The organism is Oligosphaera ethanolica, assembly GCF_030814695.1.
GTDB lineage: Bacteria > Verrucomicrobiota > Lentisphaeria > Oligosphaerales > Oligosphaeraceae > Oligosphaera > Oligosphaera ethanolica.
Map to the genome: position 1 here is coordinate 3,284,637 of NZ_JAUSVL010000001.1, position 14,147 is coordinate 3,298,783.

A 14,147-nucleotide genomic window follows, 5' to 3' on the forward strand; every position below is an offset into this window, starting at 1 on the left:
CGAGGTGGTGGCTTACATGGCCTTGAAAAGGACGGCGGCGTTGTGGCCGCCAAAGCCCAGGCTGACATTCAGGGCCACCTTCAAGGGTAGTTCCCGGCACTGGTTGGGCGTGTAATTGAGATCGCAGTCCGGGTCGGGCGTCTGGTAGTTCATGGTACCGGGAATGACGCCATTTTTCAGTGCCAAGGCACAGACGACGGATTCAAAGCCGCCGGCGGCGCCGAGCATGTGTCCGGTCATGGACTTGGTGCTGCTGATGGCGACGCGGTAGGCGTGCTCGCCCAAGGCCCGTTTGAGAGCGAGGGTCTCGACCTTGTCGTTCAGGGGCGTCGAGGTGCCGTGGGCGTTGACGTAGTCCAGGGCGCTGATGGGCAACTCAGCGCAGGTGAAGGCGTTGCAGATTGCTCGGGCGGCGCCGAGGCCCTCGCTGTGTGGCGCCGTGATGTGGAAAGCGTCACCGCTGAGGCCATAGCCGATCACCTCGGCTAGGGCGGTCGCGCCGCGCCTGGCGGCGTGTTCGGCATCTTCGAGGACGAGGATGCCGGCGCCTTCGGCGGGTACGAAGCCGTCGCGGTCGCGGTCAAACGGCCTGCTGGCGTGGGTGGGGTCGTCATTGCGCTCGGAAAGGGCGTGCATGGACGAGAAGCTTGCCTGCCCAATTGGGGTGATGCCGGCTTCGGTGCCGCCGGCGAGAATGACATCGGCGTCCCCGCGGCGGATCATCCAGAAGGCCTCGCCGATGGAGTGTAGGCCGGAGGCGCAGGCGCTGACCAAGCCGAAGTTGGGCCCCTGGAACTGGTAGCGGATGGCCAGATAGCCGGCGGCCATATCGGAGATCATCATGGGTACGGTCAGGGGTGAAACGCGGCCCGGCCCTTTGTCTAGGAGATTTTGAATTTGTTGGGACAGCGTGCCCAGCCCGCCAATGCCCGAGGACACCATCACGCCGATACGCTCGGGGTTGACGCCGTGTTCAGAGCCGCTGATGCCGGCCTGATTGACTGCCTGGTCGGCGGCGGCAACTGCGAAATGGCAGAACATGTCGAGGCGTTTGGCTTCCTTCGGATCGAGCAGGGCATCGGTAGAGAAGTTCTTGACTTCGCCGCCAATGCGGCAGCGGAAGCCCGTTGTGTCGAAGCGGGTCAAGGCGCCAATGCCGGAGTTGCCGGCAAGCAGTTTTTCCCAGTTTTCCTGGACGGTATTGCCCAGGGGGGACACTGCACCGGTACCGGTGATGACGACGCGTTTATATGGGGTCATGACTGGCCTCACTACTAAAGGGTTGCTTGCGGCGCAGGTTGGGCTCGATCGTCTGCACCGGCGCTACTGCCGGCAACATGGATTGCGGCCGGGTGCGCCATAACATAACTCGCGAATCGCATTTTGGTACTGCGCCGGCCAGGCTGGCGACCTGACTGCGGCAGGCCGGCTGCCAGCAGCGCGCGGCGCCTTGATACAAGTAAGGCCACATTCACTGGTGAACGTGGCCCTTCAGCGCTTCCCGGCTATTTCAGCAGCTAGTAATACGAAGCAGTCCCCCCTACTGAAAGAGCGCAGTGAAAAGCTGTCAGCAAGTGCAATACTCAGGCGCCGGTGCCGAGTTTGCCCTCGACGTATTTGATGGCGTCGCCAACGGTGGTCAGCATTTCGGCCTCTTCGTCCGGAATTTCCATGCCGAATTCTTCTTCGAGCGCCATCACCAGTTCGACCGTGTCGAGGGAGTCGGCGGCGAGGTCTTCAATGAATTTGGCTTCGGGCTTGACATCTTCTTCACGGACGTTCAGTTGGTCGACGATGATTTTGATGACGCGTTCGCTGTTTGTTGCCATGTTGTTTTCTCCAAGACGTTATGAAGTAGTAGAAACAAGATTTTTTGACACGTTTACGCGGTAGTTTTGACGCGTGGGGTTGCCTAAAAGGGGCCTTGGCGACGGCTCATTTTGGGCAGAAAAAACGAAGCAATACTATAGCATGGAAGCGGAGAATAGCAAGGTTATTTCACATAACCAAGCCACCATCAACGCATAAGACCTGGCCGGTGATATAGTCCGCGCCCTTGCTGGCGAAGAAGGTGACGGCGGCCGCGATGTCTTCGGCTTTGCCGGTGCGGCCAAGGGGGATCTGCTTGAGCAGCGCCTCGCGCTGTTCGGGGGGCAGTTCGGCGGTCATAGCGGTATCGATGAAACCCGGGGCGATGACATTGACGGTGATGGAGCGGGAGGCGAGTTCCTTGGCCATGCTTTTGCTGAAGCCGATAATGCCGGCCTTGGCGGCGGCGTAGTTGGCCTGGCCGGCGTTGCCAGTGATGCCGATGACGGATGAGATGTTGACGATGCGCCCGTAGTGGGCCTTCATCATGGGGCGGACAACGGCTTTCACGCAGTTGTAGACGCCCTTGAGGTTTACGGCGAGGACTTGGTCCCAGTCCTCTTCACGCATGCGCAGCAGCAGGTTGTCGCGGGTGATGCCGGCGTTATTGACCAGGATGTCGACGCGGCCAAAGTCGCTGACGATCTGCTTGCAGCAGTCTTCGACGGCCTGGTAGTCGGCGACGTTGAGGGCGTAGGGTCTGGCGCAGCCGGGGCGCAGCTGGCAGAGTTCGGCGGCGACGCTTTCGGAGCCAGTGCTGGTCGTGCTGATGACGGCGATGCTGGCGCCCTTGGCGGCGAGTTGTTCGGCGACGGCCTTGCCGATGCCGCGGCTGGCGCCGGTGACGATGGCGACTTGTCCTTGCAATTCGTTCATGGGGTATCTCCGCTGCTAGAGGTTGAACTGGCGTTTAGGGTGCGAGCAGGGCGCAGGCGGCGTCGAGGCTCTTGTCACTGTTGACGCTGGCGACGGGGTAGGCGCGGTTGCTGCGGCGCAGGAAGCCGCTGAGCACGGCGCCGGGCCCGAATTCGAGTGCGAGGTCGGCGTGCTGTTGGATGAGTTGGGAGCATTCATCCCAGCGGACGCTGCCGCTGATCTGGCGGCAGAGATTGGTGCGGATAGCGTCTGGAGCGCTGACCAGGGCGCCACAGACATTTTGTGCGACCAGGCAGGACGGGGCCTGCAAGACCGTGTTGGCTAAGACCTTGGCGAAGGGCTCGCAGGCTGGTGCCATGAGGCGCGAGTGGTAGGCGCCGGCGACCTGCAGGGCGACCACGCGGTAGCCCGCCGCGGCGAGCTTTGCCATCGCCTGTTGCAGGGGGGCGACCGCGCCGCTGATGACGATCTGTCCCGGGCAGTTGTAATTGGCGACGTCGACGTCGCAGTCGGCGCAGGTCTTTTCGATGACGTCGCGTTCGCCGCCGATAATGGCGGCCATGCCGCCCTGGCTTTGCTGGCAGGCCAGGTCCATGAGGCGGCCGCGTTCGGCGACAACCTTAAGCACATCGGCGAAGGCGAAGACGCCGGCGGCGTAGAGCGCGGCGAATTCGCCGAGACTGAGGCCGGCGCAGATATCCGCCTTGACGGCGACGCGTTCCTGCAGGGCTGCGAGCGCGGCGAGAGACATGGTGAGAATGGCCGGCTGGCAGTTGGCGCAGGCAGTGAGATCGTCTGTGCTGCCCTGGAAGCAGAGTGTCGAGATGGCGCGGCCGAGGGCCTCGTCGGCCTGGTCGAAGATCGCGCGGGCGGCTTTTGACGCGTCATAGAGATCGCGGCCCATGCCTGGGGTTTGGGCGCCCTGGCCGGCGAACATGAAGGCGATGCGTTTTGGGGGCATGGGATATGCTCCTTGTGCTGGTGCCGGCGAGGTTAGCGCTGCTGCGCGAGCCGGGCGGTGGCGTGTCGCGAGCCCCTTGCCGCGTGTAGGCGTGCTTCTGGAACGATGCGGGGGGGGCTCAGGAGTTGTTGGGCATCGCTTTGATACGTTCAGCGATGGTCTCGTTGACGCGCAGGCGCACGAAATCGCCGGCGGAACGAATGCCGTTGCGGACGGCTTTGGCGTTGGAGATGCCATGGCCGATGATGCAGACACCGGCGACACCGAGCAGCGGTGCGCCGCCGACCTCGGCGTAGTCCGTCCGTTTTTTCAATTCCATGAAAGCGCCTTTGGCCATGAGGGCGCCGATTTTCCAGCGCAGTTTTTGCATGATCTGTTGTTTGACCATGTGGCCGAGGGCGACTGCGATTTGTTCGCAGCTTTTGAGCACGACGTTGCCGACGAAGCCATCGCAGATGACGACGTCGACGGCGCCGGAAAAGAGGTCATGGCCTTCGACGTTGCCGACGAAGTTGAGGTTTTTGGCCTCGCTGAGGAGCTGGAAGGCCGCCTGGGTGAGCTTGTTGCCTTTGCCTTCCTCGGTGCCATTGCAGAGCAGGCCGACGCGGGGATTCTTGTGGTGCAGAATAGTCTGGGAGTAGATGCTGCCCATGACTGCGTAGTGAAGGAGATTGAGGGGCGTGCAGTCGACGGTGGCACCGGCGTCCAGGAGCAGGAAGTGTCCTTTTTCGGTGGGGAACACCGTGGCGATGCCTGGGCGTTCGATGCCGGGTATCATGGACCACTTGAAGTAGGCTGCGGCCACGGCCGCGCCGGTGTTGCCCGCGCTGAAGACTGCCGCCGCTTTTTTCTGGCGGACGAGGTTCATGGCCACGTTGATGGACGCGTCACGCTTGCGGCGCACGGCCGACACGGGGTGTTCGCCCATATCGACGACCTGGCTAGCCGGGACGAGTTCCAGGCGTTTGTCGCCCCACTTGCCGATGCGACGCAGTTCCGTTTCGATTGGTTTGGGGTCGCCGACCAGGTGCAGGTGGTATTTGTCCCCAAAGAGATCCAGGGCTTCGCCGACGCCTTCGACGATGGCCGCCGGGGCGAAGTCCCCGCCCATAATATCCACGGCGATATGTATGGTGTTCATGTGTGGACTTGCCCCTATACGAAGCGGTCATCCCGAAGGATGACCGTTGGCGATGTGATGCTACTGATTGTGCCGCAGTGGTACGTCATGACGGTGCACAGTTGCTGTGACGTCGGCGTTGGGCGACAATCAAGCCTGTTTGTTGGCGACGGTGATGACCTGCTTGCCGTCGTAGCTGCCGCATTTTTTGCAGACGCGGTGGGGGAGGCATGCTTTGCCGCAGACGGTGCAGAGGGTCACTTGCACGCCTTCATATCTGTTTGCCGCTTTGCGGATACGAACAACGCGTTTGCTGACTTTGCTTTGTTGAACAGCCATGGTCCTTACACTCCAACTGAAAAGATGAAACGAATACAAACTATGCGAAAGAAAACTTACAGTTTCAGGTTGTCCAGCGCGCTCCAGGGGTTTGGGCCCTTGGCGGCGTTCGCCTTTTTATCCCCGCAGCGGCAGGGGGCCTGGTTGAGGTTCTGGCCGCAGCCGGGGCAGATGCCCTGGCAGGATTCGCTGCAGAGATAACGATGCGGAAAAACGACTAATATATCCTCGCGGATATCCGCAGTCAAATCCAGCACTTGGCCGATGACGTTCTTGTAGCGGTGGCAGACGTCGTCCGTGGCGACGGCGAGGTCGCCGATGCCGTCGCAGCGATCGCAGACGCAGCCAATGACGGCGTGTAGTTTGCCGGTGACGAGGACGTCCGGGCCCAGTGGCGTGAGTTTGAGCTCATAGAAGAGCGGCTGGGGGTAGGAGAAGCGCTCGTCGGCGTCAATATCGACGGCGGCAAAAGGCACGCTGCCCTTGAGGGTGACGCCTTCGCTGGGCAGATTGGTAACCTGGTATGTCAGAACGGCTGTCTCGCCCATGGCGCGGGTGCTCCGTTGGCAGAAAACTGATTGGGGCGCGGAAAAAACGCCGGGGTGCTGGCTCGCGGCAAGTGAGAAAGTGCTGCTCAGCGGGCGTTGTCCAAAACATCAATATAATTCTAAGGTGTGGAAAGGGCAATTTTCTTTGTTGCTGCAACCGGCGGGGGGGTAATCGGTCAGCCATTGATAATGGCGGCCAGGCATGCCGCCGATGTCAATCCCAGGTAAGCAAGTGAGTTCCATTGCCTCTTTGGCCCCAGTCAGCTTCGCCGACTGGGGCCAAAGAGGCCGAGGAACACGAACATGGTCGCCGTTGTACCCAGGGCGGCGCACGCTTTCAGCGTGCTTGCCCTGGGCTGGTATGTTTCGCGCTTTCAGCGCTTCTGCCGCTTCGCGGCCAGGGAAACGGGCGCGTTTGACTCAGCCAGAAGCTCTATGGCTCAATTCTCAATGGGTGACCGATTACGTGAAAATGCGGTGAATCGTTCCGGCGGAACTGGAATTTTCCTATACAAGAGATTATATTTAAGACTTCCTTGAAGGCCACATGGTAGTCCAGTGTCCGCGAGTGAATGATACTCTGCCAGGCCAATCACCCGAACCACAAAGAAGGAATAGACGTAACATGCAAATGACTGACATCAAGAATGTCGAACTGAAGTCGTGGCTGCAGAAGTGGGTGGATCTGACCACACCGGACGCCGTGGTGATTTGCGATGGTTCGCAGAAGCAGAATGACGAGCTTTGCAACCAGATGGTCAAATCTGGCACCTTCATCAAACTGAACAATCCGCCGAATTCCTATCTTTGCCGTTCGGATCCAGACGATGTGGCCCGTGTTGAAGAGCGCACCTACATCTGTTCCGAGAAGCAGGAAGATGCGGGTCCGACGAATCACTGGCGTGCTCCTGCCGACATGCGGGCTGAGTTTGACGTTCTCTTCAAGGGCTGCATGAAGGGCCGGACCTTGTATGTCATTCCCTTCAGCATGGGCCCGGTGGAGTCCCCGATCGCGAAGTTTGGCGTGGAATTGACGGACAGTGCCTACGTCGTGGTGAACATGAGCATCATGACCCGCGTGAGCGACACGATTATCGGCAAGATTGACGCCGGCGCGCCGTTTGTGAAGTGCGTGCATTCGGTGGGCATGCCGCTTGAGGACGCCAAAGCCGACCTGCCGTGGCCGAGTGCCCCGATGGAGAAGAAGTACATCACGCACTTCCCGGAGACTCGCGAGATCATTTCCTTTGGTTCTGGTTACGGCGGCAACGCGTTGCTGGGCAAGAAGTGCTTTGCGCTGCGTATCGCCTCGGTGCAGGCTCATGACGAAGGCTGGATGGCCGAGCACATGCTGATTCTGAAGTTGACCAACCCGGCTGGCAAAGTCAAGTTTGTCGGCGCGGCGTTCCCGAGTGCCTGTGGTAAGACCAACCTGGCTATGATGGAACCGACGATTCCCGGCTGGAAGGTCGAGACCATCGGTGACGACATTGCCTGGATGAAGTTTGGTGAAGACGGCCAGCTCTATGCGATCAACCCGGAAGCGGGCTTCTTTGGTGTGGCGCCTGGCACCTCGATGCACTCCAATCCCAATGCGATGCGCACCATCAACGCCGGCAATTCGATTTTCACCAACTGCGCCATCACCCTGGACGGCAAAGTCTGGTGGGAAGATCACGACGACAGTCCCAGCGAGCTGGTTGACTGGGTTCGCCGTCCCTGGACGCCTGCTTGTGGCCGCAAGGGCGCTCACCCCAACGCGCGTTTCACGTCGCCTGCTCGTCAGTGCCCGGTGATTGCGTCGGAATGGGAAGATCCCAAGGGCGTGCCGATCAGCGCGTTCCTGTTTGGTGGTCGCCGCAAGACGGTTGTGCCGCTGGTGAACGAAGCCAAGAGCTGGGAACACGGCGTGTTCATGGGCGCGACCATGGCCTCCGAGATGACCGCCGCCGCCCGTGGTGGTGCTGGCCAGCTGCGTTTCGATCCCTTCGCCATGCTGCCCTTCTGCGGCTACCACATGGGCGACTACTTCAAGCACTGGCTGAACATCGGCAACAAGCCTGGTGCGAAGCTCCCGAAGATCTTCTATGTGAACTGGTTCCGCCGCGGTGCTGACGGCCATTTCATGTGGCCGGGCTTTGGCGACAACAGCCGCGTTCTGGAGTGGATCTTCAACCGCTGCGACAACGCTGTCAGCGCGAAAGAGACCGCCATTGGCCTGCTGCCCGACCCGAAGACCTTCGACCTGAAGGGCCTCAATATGCCACAGGCTGACATTGACGAGCTTTTCGGCGTCGACGTCGAAGGCTGGAAGGCCGTTCTGCCCCAGATGGAAGAGCATTTCGCCAAGTTCGGCGATCGTCTTCCCGCGGAACTGCCCAAGCAGCTCAACGAGCTGAAGAAGCGCCTTGGCTAATCGTCTTTGGACGACGCTGAGAGTATTCCAGGCGGCTGGTCGGTTTTTGGCTGACCAGCCGCCGTCGCTTTTCCGACGGGCGGCGGCGAAACCTGACCTGCTACCGCTGACTCTGCAAAAAATAACTTGCGCTGGCGGCCACGGCACTGACCCGATAGAGCGGCGGTGACCGGCACAAAGCCCCAACGCATAACTACAGCCTACAAAAAAAACACCTCGGAACGGCAGTGGCGGCAATGCCTCCGGCGCACGGACCGGGCCTGGACAGCAAACAATGGAAAAACGAGAACAACAGATTGCCTTATTGATGGATTTTGAGAATTTGGTGATCGGGCTTGAGAACAACGAGCCGGATGTCGAACGGCCTTTTGCGATGGATGACATCATTCGTTTTCTGGAGCAGCACTACGGTCGGGTGGTGTATCGGAAGGCCTTTGCGGATTGGAGCAACTCGAAGTTTCGCAAGTACGGGCAGGATTTGATGCGGTCGGGCGTGGAGATGCAGCACGTCGTCCGCGTCGGCTACAACGCCAAGAGCACCGCGGATACTTTTCTGGTCTTGCAAGCGATGGACTGCGTCCTGCACTATCCGGCCATTGACATGTATGTGCTGGTGACGGGCGATGCGGACTTTCTGCCCTTGATCAGCCGCTTGAAGGCCACCGGCCGCAAGGTCGTCGGGCTGGGCACGGAAGGGACCATCGCCAATACCCTCATCCAAAATTGCGACGAATACATCTACTACGGCAGCGATGGCCTGCGCCTGCAGGCGAAGACCCTGTTGGACAAGACGCCCGTGATCAACGCCTTACGCAAGATCCTCGGTAGCCGCGATTGCTCACTGCCGGCCTTGACCGAGCAGCTGACGCGGCAGTTGCCGGACTTTTCGCCGGCCGCCTACGGCAATCACGACATGGAGGATTTTCTGCGCAGTATTGCGCCTTTTGTCAAGCTTGTCCCGATGGGCGATGGCCTGCGGGTGCAGTGGGTCGCCAGCCGCAAAGCGGTCGGTCGGCAGCCATCGGCGCAGGCGTTGGAGGACTATTTGCGGGCGACGCGCTGGTTTATTCTCGACAGCGCCACCCGCGACCGCGTGCTGCATGACATCTACACCGCCTTGGCGGATAAGAACGCCGTGTTTCTTGGCGAGGAACTGCGCAACGGCATGGATCCCGGACATGATATCGACGACCGGACCTGGTACGGGACGATTTTGTCCTTGCTCTACGGGTCCTGCCTTTGGGAGAATCCCGATACGGCTGACGAGGCCATGCAGCAACGGCAGCTGTGCCTGCATCGCAGCGTCCGCAATGAGGAGGACTTTCTCCTGCGCTATTATGCTAGTTTGTTCCACAAGGCCTTCACCGAGCGCCCAGAGCTCACGGCGCAGGCCATGGCCGAGTTGATGCATCCCGACGATGTCGCCGGCCATCTGGACTTTTATGAGCAGGTCCTGCAGGCGTTGAAGAGCCGCCGCTGAAACGCGCAGGAGGACTGGACCATGACCGAGCAACTCACGAGACCATGGCGGCATCTGCGCTGCAGCTGCGATCTGGACAATGTTGCGCGGCTGCATGAGCGTCTGCGGGAGGCCTTGCAGGCCGTGGCGACGGCCTATTGGGACGCCACCGGCGAAGAGCTGGTGGTGACCTCGGCCTGGCGTAGCCTGCGCCATTGTGCGGCGCTGATGGCTGGATTTAGCCGCGAGCAGCTCGAAGGCATGTACTGCCGTAATGGCTATCCGGATTACATTCGCGAGCTGGTCGCCACCCGTGAACGCCAAGGCGGCGCGCTGAGTGAAGAAGATGCCTATCGGATTTTGTGTCAGCGGCAGGAGGGTTATATTTCCCGCCACTTGACGGGCGGCGCGGTGGATATCGCCCGTCCCGGCCGCGATTTGCCTTTTTTACTGGCGCTTTTGGCGCAGCATGGTTTTCAGACGCTGGACGAAGAGGTGTTTGGGCTGTCCTGCATTCATGCGTCACATCACGATGTCCCGACTGCGATAGTGCGGGAGTAGCCCCGGAGCCATTGGCTGCCGGTTGCCTGAAGCGGCATGAACGCCGCCGGCGCAACCGGCAAAATCAGAAAGAAGATCATGAGCACAGAATTGACGACCAGCGTCCAGAAGACCAGCTACTGCCTCGGCTTGGATGTCGGCATGTCCATGAAACGCCTGCCGATCGAACTCGATACCGATGCGTTGCTGGCCGGCATGCTCGACATGCTCAAGGACACGCCGCCAAAAGTGAGCCGCGAGGAATTCAGCCAGCTGATGGAAGAGCTGCAGAAGACTCTCAAGAGCAAGCAGGAGTCCGCAGCCAAGGACGCCGGCGCCGGCAATGTCGCCGCTGGCGCTGCCTACATGGCCGAGAATGCCAAGAAGGACGGCGTGACCGTGACGGCCAGCGGCCTGCAGGTCGAGATCATCGAAGCGGGCGCTGGCGCGCAGCCGCAGGCGACGGACACTGTCCGCGTCCATTACAGTGGCAAGCTGCTCAACGGGCAGGAATTTGATTCGTCCTACAGCCGTGGCGAGCCGGCGGAGTTTCCGTTGAACCAGGTGATTGCCGGCTGGACGGAAGGCCTGCAGCTGCTGAAGGTCGGCGGTAAGGCGCGTCTGACGATTCCGCCAGAACTGGCTTATGGCGCGCAAGGCGCGGGCAATGTCATTGGCCCGAATTCGACGCTGGTGTTCGAGGTCGAACTGCTGGCGGTAGTCTAAGCGTAGCGACGGCGACTGTTTTGTGAGCGCGGGCCGGCCGGGGCATTCCGGCCGGTCCCTTTGGTGCGCCGGGTGATCTCCAACAAGAACAAGCAACGAACGAGGAATGGTGTATGACTGCAAGAATCATCGACGGCAAGCAGGTCTCGGCGGCTATCCGGGCGGAATTGCAGGCCGAGGTTGCGGCCTTGAAGGCCGCCACGGGCGTGGTGCCCGGACTCGCCGTGGTGCTGGTGGGCAGTGACCCGGCGTCGACGTCTTATGTTACCGCGAAGGAAAAGGCTTGTCACGAGGTCGGTATTTTTTCAGACGACAATCGACTGCCGGCGGAAACCAGCGAGGCGGAACTGCTCGCGCTGATTGCGCGCTTGAATAAGGACGACCGCATCCACGGCATTCTGGTGCAGTTGCCTTTGCCGAAGCACATTTCCGAGGCGAAGGTGATTATGGCGATTGACCCGGACAAGGACGTCGACGGCTTCCATCCGGTCAATGTCGGCCGGATGGTGATTGGCGAGGACGGATTTTTGCCCTGTACGCCCCACGGTGTGCTGGTGCTGCTGGAACGTTGTGGTGTGGAGCTTGACGGCGCGGAAGTCGTGGTGGTCGGTCGCAGCAACATTGTCGGCAAGCCGTTGGCGAACATGCTGATTCAGAAGGGCCGGCGTGGCAATGCGACGGTGACGGTCTGCCATACTCGCACGAGGAATTTGGCCGAGCACACCCGCCGGGCCGACGTGGTCATCGCGGCGGCCGGCCGGCCGGGGACGATCACGGCCGACATGGTGCGCGACGGCGCGGTGGTCATCGACGTCGGCGTCAACCGCGTGACGGACCCGAGCGCGGCGCGCGGCTACCGGCTGGTCGGCGATGTGGATTTCGCGGCGGTGAAGGAAAAGGCGTCGTTGATCACGCCGGTGCCCGGTGGCGTGGGGCCCATGACCATCACCATGTTGTTGCATAATACGGTCGCAGCCGCCAAACGCCGGCGCTGAGGACGAACGCGGCGCGTCGCGGTGGCGCGGCCTGACGAGAATGCTTTTTTCAGGGCGTCATATCAGCCTGTTTTTTCAAGACAGCGAGGAATTTTGTGAGTTCAGAAATACCGTCGAAACGCATTGAGGGCCATTCGCGTGCCTGTGCGACCGTGGTTGCCGAGGTCCTCGGCAAGACCCTGCTTGAGAAACGCCCTGCGGACCGCAGCCTGGCGGCGGTCATTTATCAGAACCGGCAGCTGGGTGCTCGTGACCGGCGCATCATCAGCGAGACGCTCTTTTCGGTGCTGCGTTGGTGGGGCTGGCTGCGCCATTTGGCGCCACCGGAGTTTGTGGACGCCTTGGCCGCTGGCGCGCCCGAGGTGCTGCCGCTGTCCCTGCATCGTTGGTACGGCTGCTTTGCGGCGGCGTGGTTTCTGGATGGCCGCGGTGAGTTGCCGCCTTCGGCGAGCTGGTGGCTGTACCAGGCCGGGATTCCCCGCCAGCGGATCAAGGACGCCGTCGCCGGCTCACCGGTGCGCGAGCGCCGGCGTTGCTTGAAAGGCTTTTTTGCCGATGGCGCGACCTTGCCGCCGTTTGCGGAAGAGGATCTGCTGCCGGCATGGAGCCAGGACGAGATGGCTTGCCCGCGGCCCTTGTCGGAGCTGATCGAATGGCTGCAGAAACGGCCGCCGGTATGGCTCCGGGCGCAGACGCGCGATGTGGACCGCCTCTGTGGCGAGCTCGCCAAGGCGGATATCAAGGTCGAGCGGCATGCGCTGATGAAGTCCTCGTTGTGCATCCATTTCAGCGGCGTGAATCTGCGGACCCTGCCGGCCTTTAGCGAAGGCCGTTTTGAAGTCCAGGATCTGGCGTCGCAGACGGTGGCGCAGGTCTGTGCACCGCAACCCGGCGAACAGTGGTGGGACGCCTGTGCCGGCGGCGGTGGCAAGACGTTGCATCTGGCCTGGCTGATGGGCGGCAAGGGCAGCGTCATGGCCACCGACATCCGCCTGCACAAGCTTCAGGACTTGAAGCTGCGCGCCCGCCGGGCGCAATTCCCCAATATTCGCTACAAAGAGTGGCAGGGCGTCCATGTGCCGCGCTACAGCAAGCTGTTTCATGGCGTGCTGGTGGACACTGCCTGCTCCTGCTCCGGGACCTGGCGGCGCAATCCCGATGGCCGTTGGACGACCACGGCGGCCGATGTGGCTGAACTCAACGCCCTGCAGGCGAAGCTGCTGGCCAATGCCGCCGACGCTGTGATGCCTGGCGGCACCCTGGTCTACGCGACCTGCTCCATGTTCAAACGGGAAAACCAGGACCTCGTCGGGCTATTTTTGGAGCAGCACCCGGATTTCGAACTGGTGCCTTACAGCTGCCCGCTTACCGGCGTGGCCTGCGATGGCATGCAGCAGCTATGGCCATGGGATGGCGACTGCGACGCGATGTTCATGGCGAAAATGCGCCGGAAATAGGACGCAGCTGAAGAGCTTCCTCTGTCAGCTGAAGAAGCGCAATACAGTTCCATTGCCTCTTTGCCCCCAGTCAGCTTCGCCGACTGGGGGCAAAGAGGCCGAGGAACACGGTCTTATGTGGCGCGTTACCCAGGGCGGCGCACGCCTTCAGCGTGCTTGCCCTGGGCTGGTATGTTTCGCGCTTTCAGCGCTCAAATACCACCGGGATGGTTACTTACCGATTACGTCTCGCGGCCGTGGAGTGGGCGTCTCGCCCACTCCGACAAGACGGCTCATTGTACCGTCCTCGTCATCCACGCCGACCGTACCCGGCCCGTCTCCCCCGCCGCACGAGCCGTGCGCACAGCGGCTGGAAGCCGCTGCCTGGACTTTGGACAATTTTTTTTGTTTAAAAATAAATCTAAAAATGAATTTGCATTCTACCTACTCCGTATTATGCTACCCGTAGCTTGAATGCTGGCGTGTCTGGTCACAACAAGGAAAGGCTACGGGTATGGCAAAAGAAATCAGCAGCAACGATCTCTGTAATGTCTTGGAAACAATGCTCGAATCCGGTCTTAAGGCCCTGCGCTCGGCCAAAGGTTTGGACGGTCGCCTGGAAGCAAACCGAAAGGCAGCCGGAAAAATATCTAACATGTTACTAGTTAGCGATATACTCCGAGAAGCTGGGGAGCCTCTTCACATCAACGAGATCCTTGACCGCGTGCAGAAGCGCCATGGCGTGAAGCTGCGTCGCGAGTCCATCGTGTCGGCGATGACCAAGAAGGTTCTCGACGGACACACGTTCCGGCGTACAGGACGCAACGAATTTGCACTGCTGGATCAAGAGGAGGACGAGTAA

Annotated in this window: 14 protein-coding genes; 7 read left to right on the forward strand and 7 right to left on the reverse strand. The window is 60.8% G+C overall.

The window, feature by feature from the left end; translation table 11 throughout:
* Positions 1 to 12: 12 nt before the first annotated feature.
* The 7 genes from fabF to J3R75_RS11360 all read right to left on the reverse strand — a co-directional run bounded on the left by fabF (position 13) and on the right by J3R75_RS11360 (position 5,713).
* Positions 13 to 1,260, reverse strand: a complete 1,248-nt coding sequence (gene fabF / locus J3R75_RS11330) for a beta-ketoacyl-ACP synthase II (RefSeq protein WP_307261637.1) — start codon at positions 1,258 to 1,260, stop codon at positions 13 to 15.
* 323 nt (positions 1,261 to 1,583) lie between these two features.
* Entirely contained in the window at positions 1,584 to 1,829 is a 246-nt protein-coding gene (acpP, locus tag J3R75_RS11335) for an acyl carrier protein (RefSeq protein ID WP_307261638.1), read from the reverse strand.
* Positions 1,830 to 1,998: 169 nt separating this feature from the next.
* On the reverse strand, positions 1,999 to 2,745 hold the full coding sequence (gene fabG, locus J3R75_RS11340) for a 3-oxoacyl-ACP reductase FabG (protein WP_307261639.1): 747 nt from the start codon (positions 2,743 to 2,745) through the stop codon (positions 1,999 to 2,001).
* A gap of 34 nt (positions 2,746 to 2,779) precedes the next feature.
* Entirely contained in the window at positions 2,780 to 3,706 is a 927-nt protein-coding gene (locus J3R75_RS11345) for an ACP S-malonyltransferase (RefSeq protein WP_307261640.1), read from the reverse strand.
* Positions 3,707 to 3,824: 118 nt separating this feature from the next.
* Positions 3,825 to 4,847 (reverse strand): phosphate acyltransferase PlsX, encoded by a 1,023-nt coding sequence (gene plsX / locus J3R75_RS11350; protein ID WP_307261641.1) that lies wholly within the window; start codon positions 4,845 to 4,847, stop codon positions 3,825 to 3,827.
* 129 nt (positions 4,848 to 4,976) lie between these two features.
* Positions 4,977 to 5,165, reverse strand: a complete 189-nt coding sequence (rpmF, locus tag J3R75_RS11355) for a 50S ribosomal protein L32 (protein WP_307261642.1) — start codon at positions 5,163 to 5,165, stop codon at positions 4,977 to 4,979.
* A gap of 56 nt (positions 5,166 to 5,221) precedes the next feature.
* Positions 5,222 to 5,713 (reverse strand): YceD family protein, encoded by a 492-nt coding sequence (locus J3R75_RS11360; RefSeq protein ID WP_307261643.1) that lies wholly within the window; start codon positions 5,711 to 5,713, stop codon positions 5,222 to 5,224.
* A gap of 625 nt (positions 5,714 to 6,338) precedes the next feature.
* On the opposite strand from J3R75_RS11360, the gene J3R75_RS11365 reads away from it, so the two are divergent.
* From J3R75_RS11365 to J3R75_RS11395, 7 genes are all read left to right on the forward strand, one after another.
* Complete coding sequence (locus J3R75_RS11365; protein ID WP_307261644.1) at positions 6,339 to 8,129, forward strand: phosphoenolpyruvate carboxykinase (GTP); 1,791 nt, start codon at positions 6,339 to 6,341, stop codon at positions 8,127 to 8,129.
* Between the two features lie 274 nt (positions 8,130 to 8,403).
* On the forward strand, positions 8,404 to 9,609 hold the full coding sequence (locus J3R75_RS11370; protein ID WP_307261645.1) for an NYN domain-containing protein: 1,206 nt from the start codon (positions 8,404 to 8,406) through the stop codon (positions 9,607 to 9,609).
* Between the two features lie 21 nt (positions 9,610 to 9,630).
* Positions 9,631 to 10,149 carry a M15 family metallopeptidase domain-containing protein gene (locus tag J3R75_RS11375; RefSeq protein ID WP_307261646.1) on the forward strand — a complete coding sequence of 173 codons (519 nt, stop codon included), beginning with the start codon at positions 9,631 to 9,633 and terminating at the stop codon, positions 10,147 to 10,149.
* Positions 10,150 to 10,227: 78 nt separating this feature from the next.
* Complete coding sequence (gene bamJ, locus J3R75_RS11380; RefSeq protein WP_307261647.1) at positions 10,228 to 10,854, forward strand: BamJ family beta-barrel-assembly machinery protein; 627 nt, start codon at positions 10,228 to 10,230, stop codon at positions 10,852 to 10,854.
* 113 nt (positions 10,855 to 10,967) lie between these two features.
* Complete coding sequence (gene folD / locus J3R75_RS11385) at positions 10,968 to 11,849, forward strand: bifunctional methylenetetrahydrofolate dehydrogenase/methenyltetrahydrofolate cyclohydrolase FolD (protein WP_307261648.1); 882 nt, start codon at positions 10,968 to 10,970, stop codon at positions 11,847 to 11,849.
* A gap of 95 nt (positions 11,850 to 11,944) precedes the next feature.
* On the forward strand, positions 11,945 to 13,306 hold the full coding sequence (locus tag J3R75_RS11390) for an RsmB/NOP family class I SAM-dependent RNA methyltransferase (protein WP_307261649.1): 1,362 nt from the start codon (positions 11,945 to 11,947) through the stop codon (positions 13,304 to 13,306).
* 493 nt (positions 13,307 to 13,799) lie between these two features.
* Positions 13,800 to 14,147, forward strand: a complete 348-nt coding sequence (locus tag J3R75_RS11395) for an HTH domain-containing protein (protein WP_307261650.1) — start codon at positions 13,800 to 13,802, stop codon at positions 14,145 to 14,147.

Excerpts from the sequence above, each read along its gene's own strand:
- fabF (WP_307261637.1), bottom strand. The coding sequence starts at position 1,260 with ATGACCCCATATAAACGCGTCGTCATCACCGGTACCGGTGCAGTGTCC.
- acpP (WP_307261638.1), bottom strand. The coding sequence starts at position 1,829 with ATGGCAACAAACAGCGAACGCGTCATCAAAATCATCGTCGACCAACTG.
- fabG (WP_307261639.1), bottom strand. The coding sequence starts at position 2,745 with ATGAACGAATTGCAAGGACAAGTCGCCATCGTCACCGGCGCCAGCCGC.
- J3R75_RS11345 (WP_307261640.1), bottom strand. The coding sequence starts at position 3,706 with ATGCCCCCAAAACGCATCGCCTTCATGTTCGCCGGCCAGGGCGCCCAA.
- plsX (WP_307261641.1), bottom strand. The coding sequence starts at position 4,847 with ATGAACACCATACATATCGCCGTGGATATTATGGGCGGGGACTTCGCC.
- rpmF (WP_307261642.1), bottom strand. The coding sequence starts at position 5,165 with ATGGCTGTTCAACAAAGCAAAGTCAGCAAACGCGTTGTTCGTATCCGC.
- J3R75_RS11360 (WP_307261643.1), bottom strand. The coding sequence starts at position 5,713 with ATGGGCGAGACAGCCGTTCTGACATACCAGGTTACCAATCTGCCCAGC.
- J3R75_RS11365 (WP_307261644.1), top strand. The coding sequence starts at position 6,339 with ATGCAAATGACTGACATCAAGAATGTCGAACTGAAGTCGTGGCTGCAG.
- J3R75_RS11370 (WP_307261645.1), top strand. The coding sequence starts at position 8,404 with ATGGAAAAACGAGAACAACAGATTGCCTTATTGATGGATTTTGAGAAT.
- J3R75_RS11375 (WP_307261646.1), top strand. The coding sequence starts at position 9,631 with ATGACCGAGCAACTCACGAGACCATGGCGGCATCTGCGCTGCAGCTGC.
- bamJ (WP_307261647.1), top strand. The coding sequence starts at position 10,228 with ATGAGCACAGAATTGACGACCAGCGTCCAGAAGACCAGCTACTGCCTC.
- folD (WP_307261648.1), top strand. The coding sequence starts at position 10,968 with ATGACTGCAAGAATCATCGACGGCAAGCAGGTCTCGGCGGCTATCCGG.
- J3R75_RS11395 (WP_307261650.1), top strand. The coding sequence starts at position 13,800 with ATGGCAAAAGAAATCAGCAGCAACGATCTCTGTAATGTCTTGGAAACA.